The 14,981-nt window shown below is 41.4% G+C and carries 14 protein-coding genes; 6 read left to right on the top strand and 8 right to left on the bottom strand.

What is annotated here, in order from left to right:
- Nucleotides 1–126: 126 nt before the first annotated feature.
- Nucleotides 127–1,269 carry a glycerophosphodiester phosphodiesterase gene (locus A7P55_RS05850; RefSeq protein ID WP_171551430.1) on the top strand — a complete coding sequence of 381 codons (1,143 nt, stop codon included), beginning with the start codon at nt 127–129 and terminating at the stop codon, nt 1,267–1,269.
- A gap of 60 nt (nt 1,270–1,329) precedes the next feature.
- On the opposite strand, the gene pnuC is transcribed toward A7P55_RS05850, so the two are convergent.
- Nucleotides 1,330–1,935 (bottom strand): nicotinamide riboside transporter PnuC, encoded by a 606-nt coding sequence (gene pnuC / locus A7P55_RS05855; RefSeq protein WP_171551431.1) that lies wholly within the window; start codon nt 1,933–1,935, stop codon nt 1,330–1,332.
- A gap of 369 nt (nt 1,936–2,304) precedes the next feature.
- Between pnuC and A7P55_RS05860 the strand changes: the two genes are divergently transcribed.
- Nucleotides 2,305–3,249, top strand: coding sequence for a DMT family transporter (locus A7P55_RS05860; RefSeq protein WP_171551432.1), 945 nt, complete (start codon nt 2,305–2,307; stop codon nt 3,247–3,249).
- Nucleotides 3,250–3,372: 123 nt separating this feature from the next.
- On the top strand, nt 3,373–4,974 hold the full coding sequence (locus A7P55_RS05865) for a CocE/NonD family hydrolase (protein WP_171551433.1): 1,602 nt from the start codon (nt 3,373–3,375) through the stop codon (nt 4,972–4,974).
- Between the two features lie 32 nt (nt 4,975–5,006).
- Here the strand turns inward: A7P55_RS05865 and A7P55_RS05870 are convergent, their stop codons facing one another.
- The 6 genes from A7P55_RS05870 to rlmE all read right to left on the bottom strand — a co-directional run bounded on the left by A7P55_RS05870 (nt 5,007) and on the right by rlmE (nt 11,737).
- Complete coding sequence (locus A7P55_RS05870; RefSeq protein WP_004801585.1) at nt 5,007–5,321, bottom strand: DUF5713 family protein; 315 nt, start codon at nt 5,319–5,321, stop codon at nt 5,007–5,009.
- Between the two features lie 110 nt (nt 5,322–5,431).
- Nucleotides 5,432–7,072, bottom strand: coding sequence for a VWA domain-containing protein (locus A7P55_RS05875; RefSeq protein ID WP_171551434.1), 1,641 nt, complete (start codon nt 7,070–7,072; stop codon nt 5,432–5,434).
- A 145-nt stretch (nt 7,073–7,217) separates the two neighbouring features.
- Nucleotides 7,218–7,976 (bottom strand): SIMPL domain-containing protein, encoded by a 759-nt coding sequence (locus A7P55_RS05880; RefSeq protein WP_016543042.1) that lies wholly within the window; start codon nt 7,974–7,976, stop codon nt 7,218–7,220.
- 93 nt (nt 7,977–8,069) lie between these two features.
- Nucleotides 8,070–8,921 (bottom strand): dihydropteroate synthase, encoded by an 852-nt coding sequence (folP, locus tag A7P55_RS05885; RefSeq protein WP_171551435.1) that lies wholly within the window; start codon nt 8,919–8,921, stop codon nt 8,070–8,072.
- Nucleotides 8,922–9,054: 133 nt separating this feature from the next.
- Nucleotides 9,055–10,950: an ATP-dependent zinc metalloprotease FtsH gene (gene ftsH / locus A7P55_RS05890; RefSeq protein ID WP_016543040.1), complete on the bottom strand. Its 1,896-nt coding sequence runs from the start codon at nt 10,948–10,950 to the stop codon at nt 9,055–9,057.
- A 136-nt stretch (nt 10,951–11,086) separates the two neighbouring features.
- On the bottom strand, nt 11,087–11,737 hold the full coding sequence (gene rlmE / locus A7P55_RS05895) for a 23S rRNA (uridine(2552)-2'-O)-methyltransferase RlmE (protein WP_171551436.1): 651 nt from the start codon (nt 11,735–11,737) through the stop codon (nt 11,087–11,089).
- Between the two features lie 229 nt (nt 11,738–11,966).
- Between rlmE and yhbY the strand changes: the two genes are divergently transcribed.
- Together yhbY and A7P55_RS05905 are read left to right on the top strand one after the other, a co-directional pair.
- A complete protein-coding gene (yhbY, locus tag A7P55_RS05900) occupies nt 11,967–12,293 on the top strand; it encodes a ribosome assembly RNA-binding protein YhbY (protein ID WP_004651934.1) in 327 nt (108 codons plus the stop codon).
- 5 nt (nt 12,294–12,298) lie between these two features.
- Nucleotides 12,299–12,835 (top strand): DOMON-like domain-containing protein, encoded by a 537-nt coding sequence (locus tag A7P55_RS05905; protein ID WP_171551437.1) that lies wholly within the window; start codon nt 12,299–12,301, stop codon nt 12,833–12,835.
- A gap of 57 nt (nt 12,836–12,892) precedes the next feature.
- Here A7P55_RS05905 and A7P55_RS05910 read toward each other — a convergent pair whose 3' ends face one another.
- Entirely contained in the window at nt 12,893–13,474 is a 582-nt protein-coding gene (locus A7P55_RS05910) for a hypothetical protein (RefSeq protein ID WP_016543037.1), read from the bottom strand.
- Between the two features lie 360 nt (nt 13,475–13,834).
- Between A7P55_RS05910 and carA the strand changes: the two genes are divergently transcribed.
- On the top strand, nt 13,835–14,974 hold the full coding sequence (carA, locus tag A7P55_RS05915; protein WP_005269672.1) for a glutamine-hydrolyzing carbamoyl-phosphate synthase small subunit: 1,140 nt from the start codon (nt 13,835–13,837) through the stop codon (nt 14,972–14,974).
- Nucleotides 14,975–14,981: the final 7 nt, after the last annotated feature.

Consider the following 14,981-nt stretch of genomic DNA (forward strand, 5'->3'; position numbering starts at 1 on the left):
TTTTTATTCTTCAGATCTCAACTGTAGAATTCTTCATATTTTCATCAAACCATCATACAACTGTCATTTATTTGATAACTTTAGCTTTCAAACTAGTCGCTTAAATAAAAACTGAAGAGTTTGTTCATGTTTAAAAAAGCTGCGCTTTGTCTCTGCCTGATCAGTCTTGCAGGCTGTAATGATGACAATAATAATCAAACTAATACCACTCCACCTGAATATCAACTGCCAAAAATTTTAGTGATTGGACATCGTGGTGCCAGTGCACTTCGACCAGAACATACCCTCGCCTCTTATCAAAAAGCCATTGACGACGGCGCAGATTTTATTGAGCCTGATTTGGTTTCAACCAAAGATGGTATCTTGGTCGCACGCCATGAAAATGAAATTGGTGGGACCACCAATGTTTCCACCCTACCTCAATTTGCAGATCGTAAAAAAACTAAAGTCATTGATGGGCTAACTTTAGAAGGCTGGTTTACCGAAGACTTCACTTTAAAAGAGTTACAACAACTGAAAGCCCGTGAACGCATTCCACAATTCCGACCAGACAACGAGAAATATAATGATCTCTATGCGATTCCAACCTTAGAACAAATCATTGAACTGGCAGAAGCACATTATAAAAAAACAGGTAAAATCATTGGTCTATATATTGAAACCAAACATCCGACCTACTTCCAACAACAGAATTTGGCGATGGAAGATGCTTTACTGAAAACCTTATCCAAGTATCAATACAGCCGAGATATTGCACCTATTTATTTGCAGTCTTTTGAAGTTGGAAATTTAAAATATTTAAAAAGCCAACTCGACTTACACAAGAGTGTTAAGCACGCACAATTAATTCAGCTCTATGATGCGCCAGAAACAAGACCAGCAGATTATGTTGCGCAAAATAATCCTAAAACCTATGCGGATTTGGCAACGGCACAGGGCCTCAAAGACGTTTCGGCTTACGCCAATGGTGTCGGTCCATGGAAAGTCTATGTCTTTAAAGATGCAGCAATGACACAGACCACCTCATTTATTGCGGATGCGCATAAAGTCAATTTAAAAGTCCATCCTTATACCTTCCGCCCAGAAAACAACTTCCTACCCGACACGCTGAAATGTAGTACTGATGCTGCGAAAGCAGCTGAGCGTTGCAGCACAGGGTCCATCAAAGAAATGCAACTTTATTTTAAAGCGGGGGTCGATGGCGTATTTACCGATGATCCAGCCTTAGGCCGTCAAGCGGTACAGACTTATCAAGCACCGACGAAATAATCCTTATACACAATAACAAAGGCAGCTCAGCTGCCCTTGTTATTTATCGCTGAAACTGTTTTATAGTTGGAACTGTTGTTTTTGTTTGACCTGTTGCCATTGCCACCAACCATAGGCTGCCAGTCCAATAAAAGCAGCATAGAGTCCCGCCGTAAGGAAAACCTCTTTGTAAATAAACATACCCACATAGATGATGTTGACAAAAATCCAGAGAATCCAAGTGGCAATATGCTTACGGCTGGTCCAATAAGTTGCTAGCAAACTAAATGCCACCAACTGTGAATCTAACATTGGTACAGCAGCATCGGTAAAATGCTTCAGAACCAAACCAAACAGCACACCAAAAATCAGTGCCAAACACATTTGCGCCAATACAGTGGTCTTGGCAATCGGTTCAATCCGAATATCATGGTCTTGACGTTTTCCTTTGAGCCAGTAATAGAATCCATAAACATTCATCGCAATAAAGAAAAATTGCAGGATCGTTTCACCATATAACTTGATGCTAAAGAAAAAATAGGCATACAAACTACACGCCAGAAAATTAAACCACCAGCACCATATATTGCGTCGAATGGTCAAAGTCACACCAATCAGACTAATCACCACCGCAAAAATTTCAAAGGCAGACAAGAGCAAACTTCTTTCAGAATTTGATGGCAACATTATGGAAAAATCTGCAATTTTAGCAATGCCCAATTGTTTATTTACTTTGCTTATATTTTTATCTTTATTTGAGAAAACGACTATTTTTCACCCAAAGCCTATGTTATAAAAATCTAAAGCTAATTTAAGAATATTGATATGTTCAGCAACAAAGTGTCTTCAGCACCCATTTTCGTGATTTCACATGCTATTGCAGCCCATGCGGCATGGCGACGTGTCTGCATTTTTATGCGAGGAGACTTTGTGCTGCTTCATACGATGACCCCTTAAAAAAGCATCATTTGAACTCCAAGGTCGCCTCAACAGCGACCTTTTTTGTTGCCTAAATTTTTTAACCCCATCTAGCGTTGTTATAACAGGAACCTCAACATGAGCCAGTTACCCGAAAAGAATTTTATATCCAGCACACAGATGCAACCGGCTGTGGCCCTCGTTTCCCCTCGCCTTGCCACAGTCGGTCAATTTATTGCAGTCGTGCTGATCTGGTCATTCACACCTTTGGCCGCAGTTTTGACTGTGCATGAAATTCATTGGGCTTGGGGACTATTTTTCCGATTCAGTATCGCCATTCCATTGGCATTGATTTGCCTGTTTTATTTTCGACAAAAGCTTATTCTGACCCCTCAGGCTTTGATCAGTTATAGCGCAGGTGCGGTCGGTTTATTTGGTTCCATGACTTTTTGTTATATGGGCGCAACCCGTGTTTCATCGGGTATGATTTCGATTATTTATGGCACAGCACCACTCTGGTCTGGTTTAATTGCGGTGTTTATTCTAAAACGTGAACGCTTTTTAAAACGTCAGTGGTATGGACTCACACTGGCACTTTTTGGCTTGTCTCTGACACTGGGGATTGGTACTGATCATATTCAATTAGACTCGCTTGGGGTGTTGTATGAAATGATTGCAGTATTACTCTATGTATTTTCTATGTTTGCCGTTGCTAAAGTCGGCGCCAAGATTCATCCCATTATCCAAACCACAGGCTCAACGCTGGTTTCATGGTTCGGCTACCTGTGTTTACTGCCCTTTTTCTTGTCTGATATGCCAACACAATTTCCAAGCCTGCAAACCAGTTTGGCACTGCTGTATAGCGCCTTATTTTCTTCTGTGCTGGCCATGATTTTTTACTTTCATTTAATTCAGAAACTCAACCCAACCACAGTCATGCTGATTACCATTCTGACGCCTGTCTTTGCCACCTGTTGGGGCTTTTTGTTCAATCAAGAAACTCTCAGCTCACATCTGGTCATGGGTTTAATGTTGCTGTGTTTTGGCTTGTTTCTTTATGCCTACCGCAACCGCCTGCAATAAATGTGCAAACGGGTTGGTCAGGCAACAACACCGATCCGTGATAGTATCTATTGATCGGCTCAAGTACACTGTCCAAACGCTCCGCGTGACATCTCAAAGATTTGTTCAAGGATGAAGTAATCGATGCGTTCTTACGTTTTATGGCTTTGCTGTAGTCTGATATTGGTGTTACAGGGTTGTGTGCATGCGACGACACAGCCCAATTCAATAACGCTCAAAACAGCAGAACTCAAACAGCGCTATTATCAAGCCAAAACCACTGCACCTGATGGCACGGTACTCGCATTTACCGTGTATCAACCCCATTTAACATCGAATCAAACTGCCCCTTTACTCTTACATACCCATGGCTTTGGTCTGTCTCGCATGAAACGCCCAGAGCTCAGTTTGTATGGTTTTTTATTACCCACAGGGCAAGTGGCAAAAACTGCTTGGCAAAATGGTTATTGGGTCATCAGCTATGACCAACGTGGACATGGAGACAGTCAGGGCAAAATTCGTCTGACTGATCCAACGAAAGAAGCACAAGATGTCATCACGCTGATGAACTGGGCTGAAAAAAACCTGCCGCAACTCACCAAAAATCAAAACGGTGTACGTACCGGTATGATTGGCGAATCTTATGCGGGTGGTGTGCAATATCTTGCTTCAGCTTTAGATCCACGCTTACAGGCGATTGTACCGATTACCACGTGGTATGACATTGTGCATAGTCTCGCACCGAACGGCATTCCGAAAAGTAACTGGATTGCTTTCCTCAATCTGATTGGTGACTGGTGGAATTGGAATAAGTTTGATCCTGAGCTGAAACAGGCCTATCTGGATACGCAGCAAGGTCAACTAAAACAATCGACTTATGATTTTCTCAAAACTCATCAAGCCAGCTGGTTCTGCAGTCACAACCAAGCCCCTCAGGCAGATGCCTTAATTATTCAAGGATTCAGAGATGTGCTCTTCCCTTTTAATGAAGGGGTTAAAGCAGCACAATGTATCCAGCAGGCGCAACATGAGGTACGTTTGATTGGGGTACAAGGCGGCCATTTACAGCCTTTCACCCAGCACTCTCCCTTAGGCAGTACCCCTTTTTGGTATATTGGCAAATCGGTTCGCTGTGGCAGTCAACAGCAGTACAATCTACAAAAAACCATTTTGACTTGGTTTAACCAGAAGCTAAAAGATCAACCTTCTACAGCGTCATTACCTGAGTTATGTGTCGATCAAAGCCCTGTCAATCATTTTGCCGATCTTAAACCTGTAACCAGCTACGATCTTAAAAAAACATGGATCGCACCGACAGCAAGCCAAGCGGTATTTATACCGATTCAAACAGCACAGCAATCAACATCAATGACAGGCTCACCAGTTGTTTCCTTAGATATGGAAACAACGCCTGAATATGCAGATGCAACCTTATTTATTTCAGTTGCGATCAAATCAAAGATGACAGGGAAATATACGATTTTAAATGATCAAACTGTGCCGTTTAATCCAGCGAAAAAGAAAAATTACGATCAGATTAGATCAGATTTAACCCATCAGCATGGAGAAGATCAAACGATCGAGTTAGCCAGCGTACATGGACAGTTAAATGAAGGTGATACTTTAGGTTTATTGATCAATAGCCAAAGTCTATATTTCCAAAGCACCAAACAACCTAAAATTGAAGCATGGATTTCTGGACAAATTATCTTACCGAAACTGTGGGATGAGACGACTTCAAAATAGTTTTACTTATTATCAGTAATCGAGAGTGTATTTTACCACTCTCGATTGGCAATCAATTCTTCCATTTCAACATCTAGATAGCCGACATCTTGCACCACCATCATCATTGCTTCAGCAATATAATCTGCGGCGGTGTCATCCAAGCTTGATTCCAAATCTTCAAACTGCGGCTTCATTTCGTTAATTTCAATCATGGTCTGATGTGCATAACGATAGATTTCCGTTTCAGATAGGTCGGTACGACTGACCTTTTTTGAAAACTGCTGGATATGCTGTTTCACTTCGGCAACGAGAATATCGGGATAATATTCATCGTCAAACATGGGGAGGAGTAAATTTTCAAACATAAAAAATAATATGCCAATAAAACGCCATGCTTATAACATAATCTAGCCAAAATCACGACATTAAGTCATAAAAAAAGCGGTTTTTTCTAACCGCTTTTTTTAAATGAGGTTTAATCTTTTTTGGCGCTTAAGCTTTTGGCAATTTTCGCCAGCTCCACAAACTCTTCTCGCATTTGATAAGGATCTGGTTTTGCAGATTGTTGTGCCAATTGGATAATTTGATCCCAGCCCATTGCACCATTATATTGGCCGCCTTTTAATTGCTGCGCATAGGAAGCCACTGCAATCGCAAAACGAGTATCGTTATTGGCCTGTGCAAGGGTTTTACTTTCAGCTTTCACCGCTTGATTGAGCAAAATACTTTTTTCTTGGTTTGGTAATTTATAGCGCAAGTTTACAAAAGCATATTCAGACTTTTTCGCTGCATCTGTTTTCGAAGATTCCTGATAACGTGAATCATTGAGCCAACCTTGCTGACCGACTGGAATGATTTCATAAATTGCTGTGACGTTATGGCCTGCCCCAATATCACCTGCATCGACTTTATCATTATTGAAATCTTCCTGCTTTAACATCCGATTTTCATAACCGACTAGGCGATATTCTTTCACCGTGGCTGGGTTAAATTCCACCTGAATTTTGACATCCTGAGCGACAGTTGCCAATGTCGAAGAAAGCTGACGTTGTACCACTTTTTTCGCTTCATTTTTATTATCGATATAGCTGTAGTTTCCATCGCCTGCATCTGCCAGTTGTTCCATCAACTGCTCATTATAGTTGCCTGTACCAAAACCTAAAGTCGTTAACGAGATCCCGCTTTTTCGTTTCTCCGCTACCATGCCTTTTAAGGTATTGAAGTCGGTGATGCCCACATTAAAATCACCATCTGTCGCCAATAAAATTCGGTTAATACCGTTTTTCACCAAAGCTTTTTCAGCTTGTTTATAAGCCAGTTGAATGGCTTGTTCACCCGCTGTTGCCCCGCTTGCCTGCAAGGCATTAATCACGGCTAAAATCTTGTCTTTTTCATTTCCAGACGTAGGCTCTAAAACCAGTTTTTCACCACTGGCATAAGTAATAATGGTCACTTTATCCTGAGGGCGTAATTGCTCCGTCAGTAAGCGCAATGTTTGCTTAACTAAAGGGAGTTTGTCTGCTGCGTCCATACTGCCAGAGACATCCACCAAAAATACCAGATTGGCAGGAGGTAATTGTTTGGTGGTGAGATCTTTAGCCTGAATACCAATCTTAATCAGCTTGGCATTTTCCTTCCAAGGTGAATCTACAGTTTCAGTCGTGACAGAAAATGGATGAATGCTATTCGGCTGTGGATATTGATAATCAAAGTAATTGATCATCTCCTCAGCACGAACCGCATCAACAGGCGGCAAACGGCCATCATTCAAAAAACGGCGGGTATTGGTATAACTGCCTGTATCCACATCTATACTAAAAGTTGAAACAGCTTGCTCCGCCACGCGATGAACTGGGTTGACCTCATTTTTTTGGTATTTTTCAGTATTCTGCTCTAACCTCGGTCTCTCCATCGTTGGCATTACTGCAATATAAGATGCGGGTGCAATCATCTTACGCGTCTGAGCCAATCCCTGATTTGACTGGGTAATTGGTGCAGGCGATACAGGCATCGTTGTTTCAATCATCACTTGGTCATTGTGTTTGACAGGACTACTACAAGCCATGATCATGCAACTGAGCAAACTTAGTGTTAGTATTTTTGTGGATTGGTACATGCTTAAATTCCTAAATTCTATTTAGTCTTTTCAAATGAAGGTGATATTCAAAGATTGTATGCAAAAAAAGAAAGATACATGGTATTTGTATGTATCCTTCTTTCGATTGATTTAGCAGCTCTTGGCTCAATTCAACACTGAAACACTATTCAATCGCATAATTGATGGTGACCACCACACGGGCAATTTTATTAATGGTGGCTTTGTCATAAGCCCCCCCATAATCACTGTCATCGTCAGAACCACTTTCAGGCAAAATATAAAATGCACCTTGACTGGCTGAACGCATCATCCCGACCTTTACCCCACCGACTTTGGCAAACTCATTGGCACGGCTATAGGCATTTTTGGTAGCATTGGCAATCAAAGACATTTTGATTTCTTCTAAATTCGACACTAGATATTCAGGTTTTTGCTCAATCGCAATGCCTTTTTCATCCAGTAAATAAGCATCTTTTGCCGCCTGTTCAATTTTCTTGATATCGCGACTACTGATCACCAACGATTGTAATGCGATATAGCCTTTGAACTCACGCTTAGTACGCCCCTCACCTGTATCAACTTCCTCATAATAAGAATCAGAACGTTTATTTCCGAGTTGCATATCTGCGGCTTTAAAGCCATGTTCAACAAAGAACGCCTGTAATGCTTTCATTTGTTGATCAAGTAATTGATAGGCTTCTGGGATCGTGTCAGAAGTGTGGTTGGTTTGTAAGTTGATTTCCCATCGTGCGGAATCTGCTTGAATCGGCTTTTCAGCTAAACCTTTGACTGTAATTGAATTTTTTGTGCTATTAAACTGTTTAAGCGCATAACCCATCACACCTGCTGAAACAATAAAACCAAGACTCAGAATCAGGGCAAACACCCATAAACTTTTATATGTGATTGTTTTATTTTCCATTTTTAATATTACTCATCTTCATTATACATTTGTTATATTTAATCTGATTCAGCAAGTCAATAGAGCCCATGGATCCTACTGACGCATACAAGCTTAATGATTTTGCATCCTATTCCAGACTTTAATCGCATCACTGGTGGCTTTTACATCATGTGCCCGTACAATACTGGCCCCCTGCTGTATACTCAGCAGATGCCCCATTACGCTCCCTACAGCACGTTCCTGTGCAGGTACACCATCTAAGGCTTCACCAATAAAACGTTTCCGTGATAGGCCCGATAAGATCGGATAGCCCATTCGATTAAGCTTCCAGAACTCATTCAGTAATTGAAAGTTTTGCTGTGCATTTTTAGCAAAACCAAAACCAGGATCAATAATAATATTTTCCTTTCTCACCCCAACTGCAATCGCTTGCTCTAAGCGTTGTTGTAACTCCTGAATTACCTCTTCGGTCACATCCTGATATTGATCCAACTGATTCATATTGGTGGGTTCACCGCGCATGTGCATTAGCACCACTGGGATATTCAATTCTGCAGCCGTTTCTAAAGCCTGAGGCCGAGTCAATGCACGGACATCATTCCAGATATGCGCTCCAACCTGAACGGCTGCACGCATCACTTCAGGCTGACTGGTATCAATCGAGATGATCACATCGTATTTAGATAATGCTTCAACCACAGGAATCACACGGCGAACTTCTTCTTCCAATGCAACAGGCGAAGCATTTGGGCGGGTCGACTCACCACCAATATCAATAATGCTGGCGCCATCTTGCATCATCTGCAACGCATGTTGAATGGCTTGGTCTCTTTGATGATGTTGCCCACCATCACTAAATGAATCAGGCGTGACATTTAAAATTCCCATCACTTGGGGTTGGGAAAGGTCTAATTTAAAACGGCCACACGGTAACTGACATTGTGTTAAGGGCATCAATTGCATCAAAATGCTCCACATTGGAATCGGCTTATTTTAACAAGACAGAGATTGCTGCGTAGCTGATTTATTTTCAGTTTAGGCCAAAATCAAGACAAAAAAAGAGCGACCGAAGTCGCTCTTTTTATTTTATCTTTAATTAACCCATTGCTGGTAATGGTGGTGGCGTTGATGGACCATCTTTCGGCGGTTCAAATGCAGCCACTGGATTATCAGCAACATAAACTTTAGGTGGTTGCGGTTCACGCCCTTCCATAATGTCACGGATTTGGTCACGATCGATTGTTTCCCAATCCATCAAGGCTTTTACCATGGCATGTGCGATATCTTTGTTATTTTCCAAGATATCACGTGCAACTTTGTACTGTTCATCCAAAATACGGCGAACTTCTTCATCTACTTTTTGTTGTGTAGCTTCAGAAATGGTACGGCTGCCCACATTACCGAAGAAACCATTTTGGTTTTCATCTTCATACACCATCACACCAAGGCGATCTGACATACCATATTTGGTTACCATTGCACGCGCCATTTTGGTTGCACGTTCAAAGTCGTTAGATGCACCTGTCGACATTTGGTTAATGAACACTTCTTCTGCAATACGACCACCAAACAAGATTGAAAGTTCATTCAACATCTTATCTTTATAATGGCTGGTCTGATCTTGCTCAGGCAACTGCCAAGTCACACCCAATGCCCAACCACGTGGCATGATCGTTACTTTATGCACAGGATCTGTACCTGGCAAAATTTCAGCAACAATCGCATGGCCAGCTTCATGATAAGCCGTTGCACGACGTTCTTCTTCACGAATCACCATCGATTTACGTTCAGGACCCATGTAAATCTTGTCTTTCGCATCTTCAAAGTCATGCATATCCACCGTGTTTTTATTACGGCGAGCAGCAAACAATGCAGCTTCGTTGACCAAGTTTGCCAATTGCGCACCAGAGAAGCCCGGTGTACCACGTGCAAGTACTTTAAGATCCACACCTGTCACTGAAGGTAATTTCTTCAAGTGAACATTCAAGATTTGCTCACGACCACGGATGTCAGGTAAACCGACCATCACTTGACGGTCAAAACGCCCTGGACGAAGCAAAGCTTTATCCAATACGTCTACACGGTTGGTTGCAGCAATAACGATAACGCCTTCATTGCCTTCAAACCCGTCCATTTCAACAAGCATTTGGTTCAAGGTTTGTTCACGCTCATCATGACCACCCCCTGTACCAGAACCACGATGACGACCAACTGCATCAATCTCATCAATAAAGATGATACATGGCGCATGACGTTTTGCTTGTTCAAACATGTCACGGACACGTGAAGCACCGACACCGACAAACATTTCAACGAAATCAGAACCCGAGATACTAAAGAATGGAACTTTAGCTTCACCTGCGATTGCTTTCGCCAATAATGTTTTACCTGTACCTGGAGGACCAACCATCAATACACCACGAGGAATGGTTGCGCCTAAGCGTTTGAATTTGGCTGGGTCTTTTAAGAAATCAACGATTTCAACCACTTCTTGTTTTGCTTCATCACAACCTGCAACGTCACTAAATGTTAACTTGATTTGATCTTCAGATAACATTTTTGCTTTTGACTTACCAAAACTCATAGGACCGTTTTTGCCACCAGCACCACCGCCCATATTACGCATGAAGAACATGAATAATAAGATGATGAGCAATACTGGGAAACTCGCAATGAGAAGTTGCATCAAAATGCCTTGACGTTGTGGCGCTGTGCCCTCAACCACTACATTTTGTTTATTCAAGCTTGGTAGCAACTCAGTGTCTTCGACTTGTGGACGAACCGTCTCAAATGAAGAACCATTGGTTTTTTCACCATTAATATTTAAACCGTCAATTGTGACTTGTTTAATTTGCCCAGCGTTCACCGCTGCAACGAAATCAGAATATTTCATCGCTGCAGGCTTATTGCGGTCACTGACGTTGCTAAAAATCAAAATCAGAACACCGAGTATGATGAGCCACAATACGGCATTCTTGAAGTAATCGCTCAAGGCTTTATTCCCATATCAATCTAATTTGATCATACCTAATCTTGGCTGACCTTCACAAAAACAGCAATGAATTTGCGTTGCAAAAAACTTAAAAGGTACAAAATGCACAATTTTTAACAACTTGGCAAGTACACTTTTATTGCAATGCCTTTTTACGACCTTGACCAATCAAAAAAACCTCTTTCGATCGAGCACGTGAAGCCGCAGGTTTGGCTGTTTTTAATACATCAAAACTATCGACCACTTGTTTTCTGAACTCATCGAATCCTGAACCTTGGAACACTTTAACAAGAAACTGTCCGTTGGGTCCGAGTACTTTCTGAGCAAAATCCAAAGCCAATTCACATAAGTAAATCTGACGCGGTTGATCAACAGCCCTATTACCTGATGTATTGGGGGCCATATCTGAAATTACAACGTCTACTTGACGTCCATTTAAAATATTTAACAATTTTTCGAAAACTTCTTCCTCGCGGAAGTCACCTTGCAAGAAGGTTACATCTGGAAGAGCATCCATTGCCAGAATATCTGAGGCAATGACTAATCCCTTTGATCCGACCAATTTGCCTGCAATTTGCGACCAACTACCTGGCGCCGCACCTAAGTCGACCACCGTCATCCCAGGTTTGATCATTTTATATTTTTCTTGGATTTCAAGTAACTTATACGCCGCGCGTGCGCGATAACCTTCCTTTTGTGCTTTCTTCACAAAATGGTCATCTAAGTGCTCTCGCATCCACACACGACTGCTTTTAGACAATTTTTGATTGGTAATGCGTGTCGCCATAACTCACTAAATTTCAAAAAACTTCTGATGGGTCATTGTACGTGAAAATTACTCTCATTACAGTACGGATGTACTTCATTCACACGAACTTTTACAGATTTTTTTCGATCATCACCATTGGTTATTTCGGCAATTTTTCACAGATTTGTTTCAAGTGCCTGTCTGCTGAATCTATCTTAGAAACGGGATGCAAGTTATACTAGGTCGTTTTCCCAATCAGGTATTTTTAATGGCGGCTTTATCTATCCATGAACGTAAGCGTTTACGTCAAATTGGTCATGCACTTAATCCAGTGGTAATGGTCGGTGGCCAAGGTCTTACAGAAAACGTCATTGAAGAAACAAATCGTGCACTGAATGATCATGAATTGATTAAAGTAAAAATTGCGGGCGAAGACCGTGATGCACGTGCGGCAGTGATTGACGCGATTGTTGAAGCAACAGGTGCGGAATCTGTACAGAAAATTGGTAAAATTGTTTTGCTTTATAAAAAAGCAGCAAAGCAAAACCAACACCTGTCTAACTTGGTTCGTTTTGCTCATTTAAATAATAAGTAATTACGATGGCAAGTTATGAACTGTCTGCTTTTGATCGCTTTAGCTCCATTACGGTGGTTGGCGCGATTGAGCAACAAACACCAGCAACACTGAATGTTGGTTTTTGGGTTCGTGACCCAAATCAATTTTTGATTTACCCGGATCAAGTTGCAGCGAACCCACGCCATGACTTTTTATGGGAACAAACTTGCTATGAAATTTTTGTGGGTGTGAAAGATCAGGATTTCTATCGTGAAATCAATCTTTCCCCTTCTCAAGCTTGGCAAGCCTATCAATTTGAAGAATACCGCTTCCCAGAAGATATGCCACCCATTGCCGCATATGATATCGAACTGAATCATTTACAGCGTACCCATTACGGTTTGAATGTCAGTTTAGATCTGTCGCAATTTATGCGTGAGCATCAACTCAAATGGGCTGACCTGTATATCGGTTTAACAGCCGTGTTAAATACCACCCAAGGTATGCATTATTTTGCAATGCAACACAGTAGCCCTCAAGCCGATTTCCATAACAAGCGCGATTGGTTACATCAGTTTTAATATCTTAAGCATAAAAAAAGCGAGAAAAATTCTCGCTTTTTTTATCGCTACGCCAAATTAGCTGGCACGTACTTTGTTCCAAGCTTCAACTGCTTGCTCTTTGGTACGCTTAAAGCTACCCACTAAAGTATCTTTATGCTTCACTGAAATCTGGCTAATGTCATCTTTCAATTCTTTGCTGACTTTAGTCAGATCTTCAATCAATGCATTTAATTCTGTTTTCAATGCATTTTTCAATTCAAGCAAGTTACCTTGAGATGAATTAAGTTGAGTTTTAATCACCTCAATACGCTCTAACAGATCTTGCTTGATTTGAGTCAATTGATTTTGAATGTTCTGGTTCAATTCTTTCGCTTCAGTCTCAATTTTCTCTTGAGTTTCAGCAAGTGCTTCTTTGACCTGACCCTGAGTTTCAGCAATCACTTCTTTTGCTTGCTCTTGAGTCTCAGCAATGACTTCTTTTGCCTTCGCTGTTTTTTCTGCAACCACTTCTTTCGCTTTTGCAGTTTTCTCAGCAACGACTTCTTTGACTTCAGCAGTCTTTTCAGCAACAGTGTCTTTTGCTTTTGCAGCTTTTTCCACTACAGCATCTTTCACTTCTTCAGCAGTTGCAGCAGGAGTTGTTTGATTCGCAGCCATGTTGATTACCCTCTTTATTGATTGTTGATTTTTGGCTAGATAATAAGATAAAACCACAACCTCTCAAACTCAAAAAAAATTGTCTGACAATTTGCATAATATCTCAGAATATCGATAGAAGGATGATTGATATTGCAATAGACATTGCCCTATTGATGCTTATAAAAGAAATTGCTGAATTGTGACTTTAATAAATAAAACACATAGACTTTTCACACACTCATGCGTATAATGCGCGGTTAAGTTACAAGCGAGCAGACTGGAAGGAGGGGCATGTTTTTTTAAGACGGCCTGCCTTTTTTTATGTCTACTCGCTTTTTTACAGCCCTATTTTTGTGGTCTTAGTTCAGGAGCTTTGGTTTGAGCACCCCCGCCATTTTAGCCCTCGCAGATGGAACGATCTTTAAAGGAACGTCTATCGGTGCATCGGGTAGTACGACTGGTGAAGTCGTTTTTAATACAGCCATGACTGGTTATCAAGAAATTTTGACTGACCCAAGTTACGCGCAACAAATTGTGACGTTGACTTATCCTCATATTGGAAATACTGGCTGTAATAGTGAAGACGTTGAATCAGGTCGCATCCATAAAGTATGGGCGAATGGTTTAATTATTCGTGATCTTCCTTTATTACACAGTAATTTCCGTGCTGAACAATCACTCAGTGAATACTTGGAACAACACAATGTTGTTGCAATTGCTGATATTGATACACGTAAATTGACACGTATTTTACGTGACAAAGGTGCGCAAAATGGTTGCATCCTTGCTGGCGAAAATATTACAGAAGAAGAAGCAATTGCCAAGGCACGTGCATTCGGCGGTTTGAACGGTTTAGATCTTGCAAAAGAATGCTGTGATCCGACGGGTTTCGAATGGACTGAAGGTTCTTGGACTTTAGGTCAGGGCTTTACTCAACCAGAATTTAAATTTCATGTTGTTGCATACGATTATGGTGTCAAAACCAACATCTTACGTATGCTCGCAGACCGTGGTTGTAAATTAACAGTTGTTCCTGCGCAAACCCCTGCTGAAAAAGTGCTCGCATTGAATCCAGATGGTGTGTTCTTGTCAAACGGTCCTGGTGACCCAGCAGCATGTGACTATGCGATTGAAGCAGTGAAAACCATTGTTGAAACCACAACACTACCTGTATTCGGTATTTGTTTAGGTCATCAAATTTTAGCGCTTGCTTCGGGTGCGAAGACCATGAAAATGAATCACGGTCACCACGGCGCCAACCATCCTGTACAAAATCTTGAGAATGGTACAGTGATGATTACTTCTCAAAACCACGGCTTTGCTGTCGATGAAAGTACCTTACCTGCAAACTTAAAAGTGACACATCGTTCACTGTTTGACGGTACAAACCAAGGTATCCATCGTACGGATAAACCAGCATTCAGCTTCCAGGGTCACCCTGAAGCTAGCCCGGGTCCACATGACTGTGCTCCACTGTTCGATCATTTCATCGAACTTATTGAAGCCGCTAAGAAGTAATTAAGGA

The sequence above is a fragment of the Acinetobacter sp. Ac_5812 genome (assembly GCF_013072695.1).
Classification (GTDB): Bacteria; Pseudomonadota; Gammaproteobacteria; order Pseudomonadales; family Moraxellaceae; genus Acinetobacter.

What these genes read in the sequence shown, in the direction of transcription:
- A7P55_RS05850 (WP_171551430.1), top strand. Translation starts at nt 127, where the DNA reads ATGTTTAAAAAAGCTGCGCTTTGTCTCTGCCTGATCAGTCTTGCAGGC.
- A7P55_RS05870 (WP_004801585.1), bottom strand. Translation starts at nt 5,321, where the DNA reads ATGTTTGAAAATTTACTCCTCCCCATGTTTGACGATGAATATTATCCC.
- A7P55_RS05860 (WP_171551432.1), top strand. Translation starts at nt 2,305, where the DNA reads ATGAGCCAGTTACCCGAAAAGAATTTTATATCCAGCACACAGATGCAA.
- A7P55_RS05865 (WP_171551433.1), top strand. Translation starts at nt 3,373, where the DNA reads ATGCGTTCTTACGTTTTATGGCTTTGCTGTAGTCTGATATTGGTGTTA.
- folP (WP_171551435.1), bottom strand. Translation starts at nt 8,921, where the DNA reads ATGCAATTGATGCCCTTAACACAATGTCAGTTACCGTGTGGCCGTTTT.
- A7P55_RS05910 (WP_016543037.1), bottom strand. Translation starts at nt 13,474, where the DNA reads ATGGCTGCGAATCAAACAACTCCTGCTGCAACTGCTGAAGAAGTGAAA.
- rlmE (WP_171551436.1), bottom strand. Translation starts at nt 11,737, where the DNA reads ATGGCGACACGCATTACCAATCAAAAATTGTCTAAAAGCAGTCGTGTG.
- A7P55_RS05905 (WP_171551437.1), top strand. Translation starts at nt 12,299, where the DNA reads ATGGCAAGTTATGAACTGTCTGCTTTTGATCGCTTTAGCTCCATTACG.
- A7P55_RS05875 (WP_171551434.1), bottom strand. Translation starts at nt 7,072, where the DNA reads ATGTACCAATCCACAAAAATACTAACACTAAGTTTGCTCAGTTGCATG.
- yhbY (WP_004651934.1), top strand. Translation starts at nt 11,967, where the DNA reads ATGGCGGCTTTATCTATCCATGAACGTAAGCGTTTACGTCAAATTGGT.
- A7P55_RS05880 (WP_016543042.1), bottom strand. Translation starts at nt 7,976, where the DNA reads ATGGAAAATAAAACAATCACATATAAAAGTTTATGGGTGTTTGCCCTG.
- pnuC (WP_171551431.1), bottom strand. Translation starts at nt 1,935, where the DNA reads ATGTTGCCATCAAATTCTGAAAGAAGTTTGCTCTTGTCTGCCTTTGAA.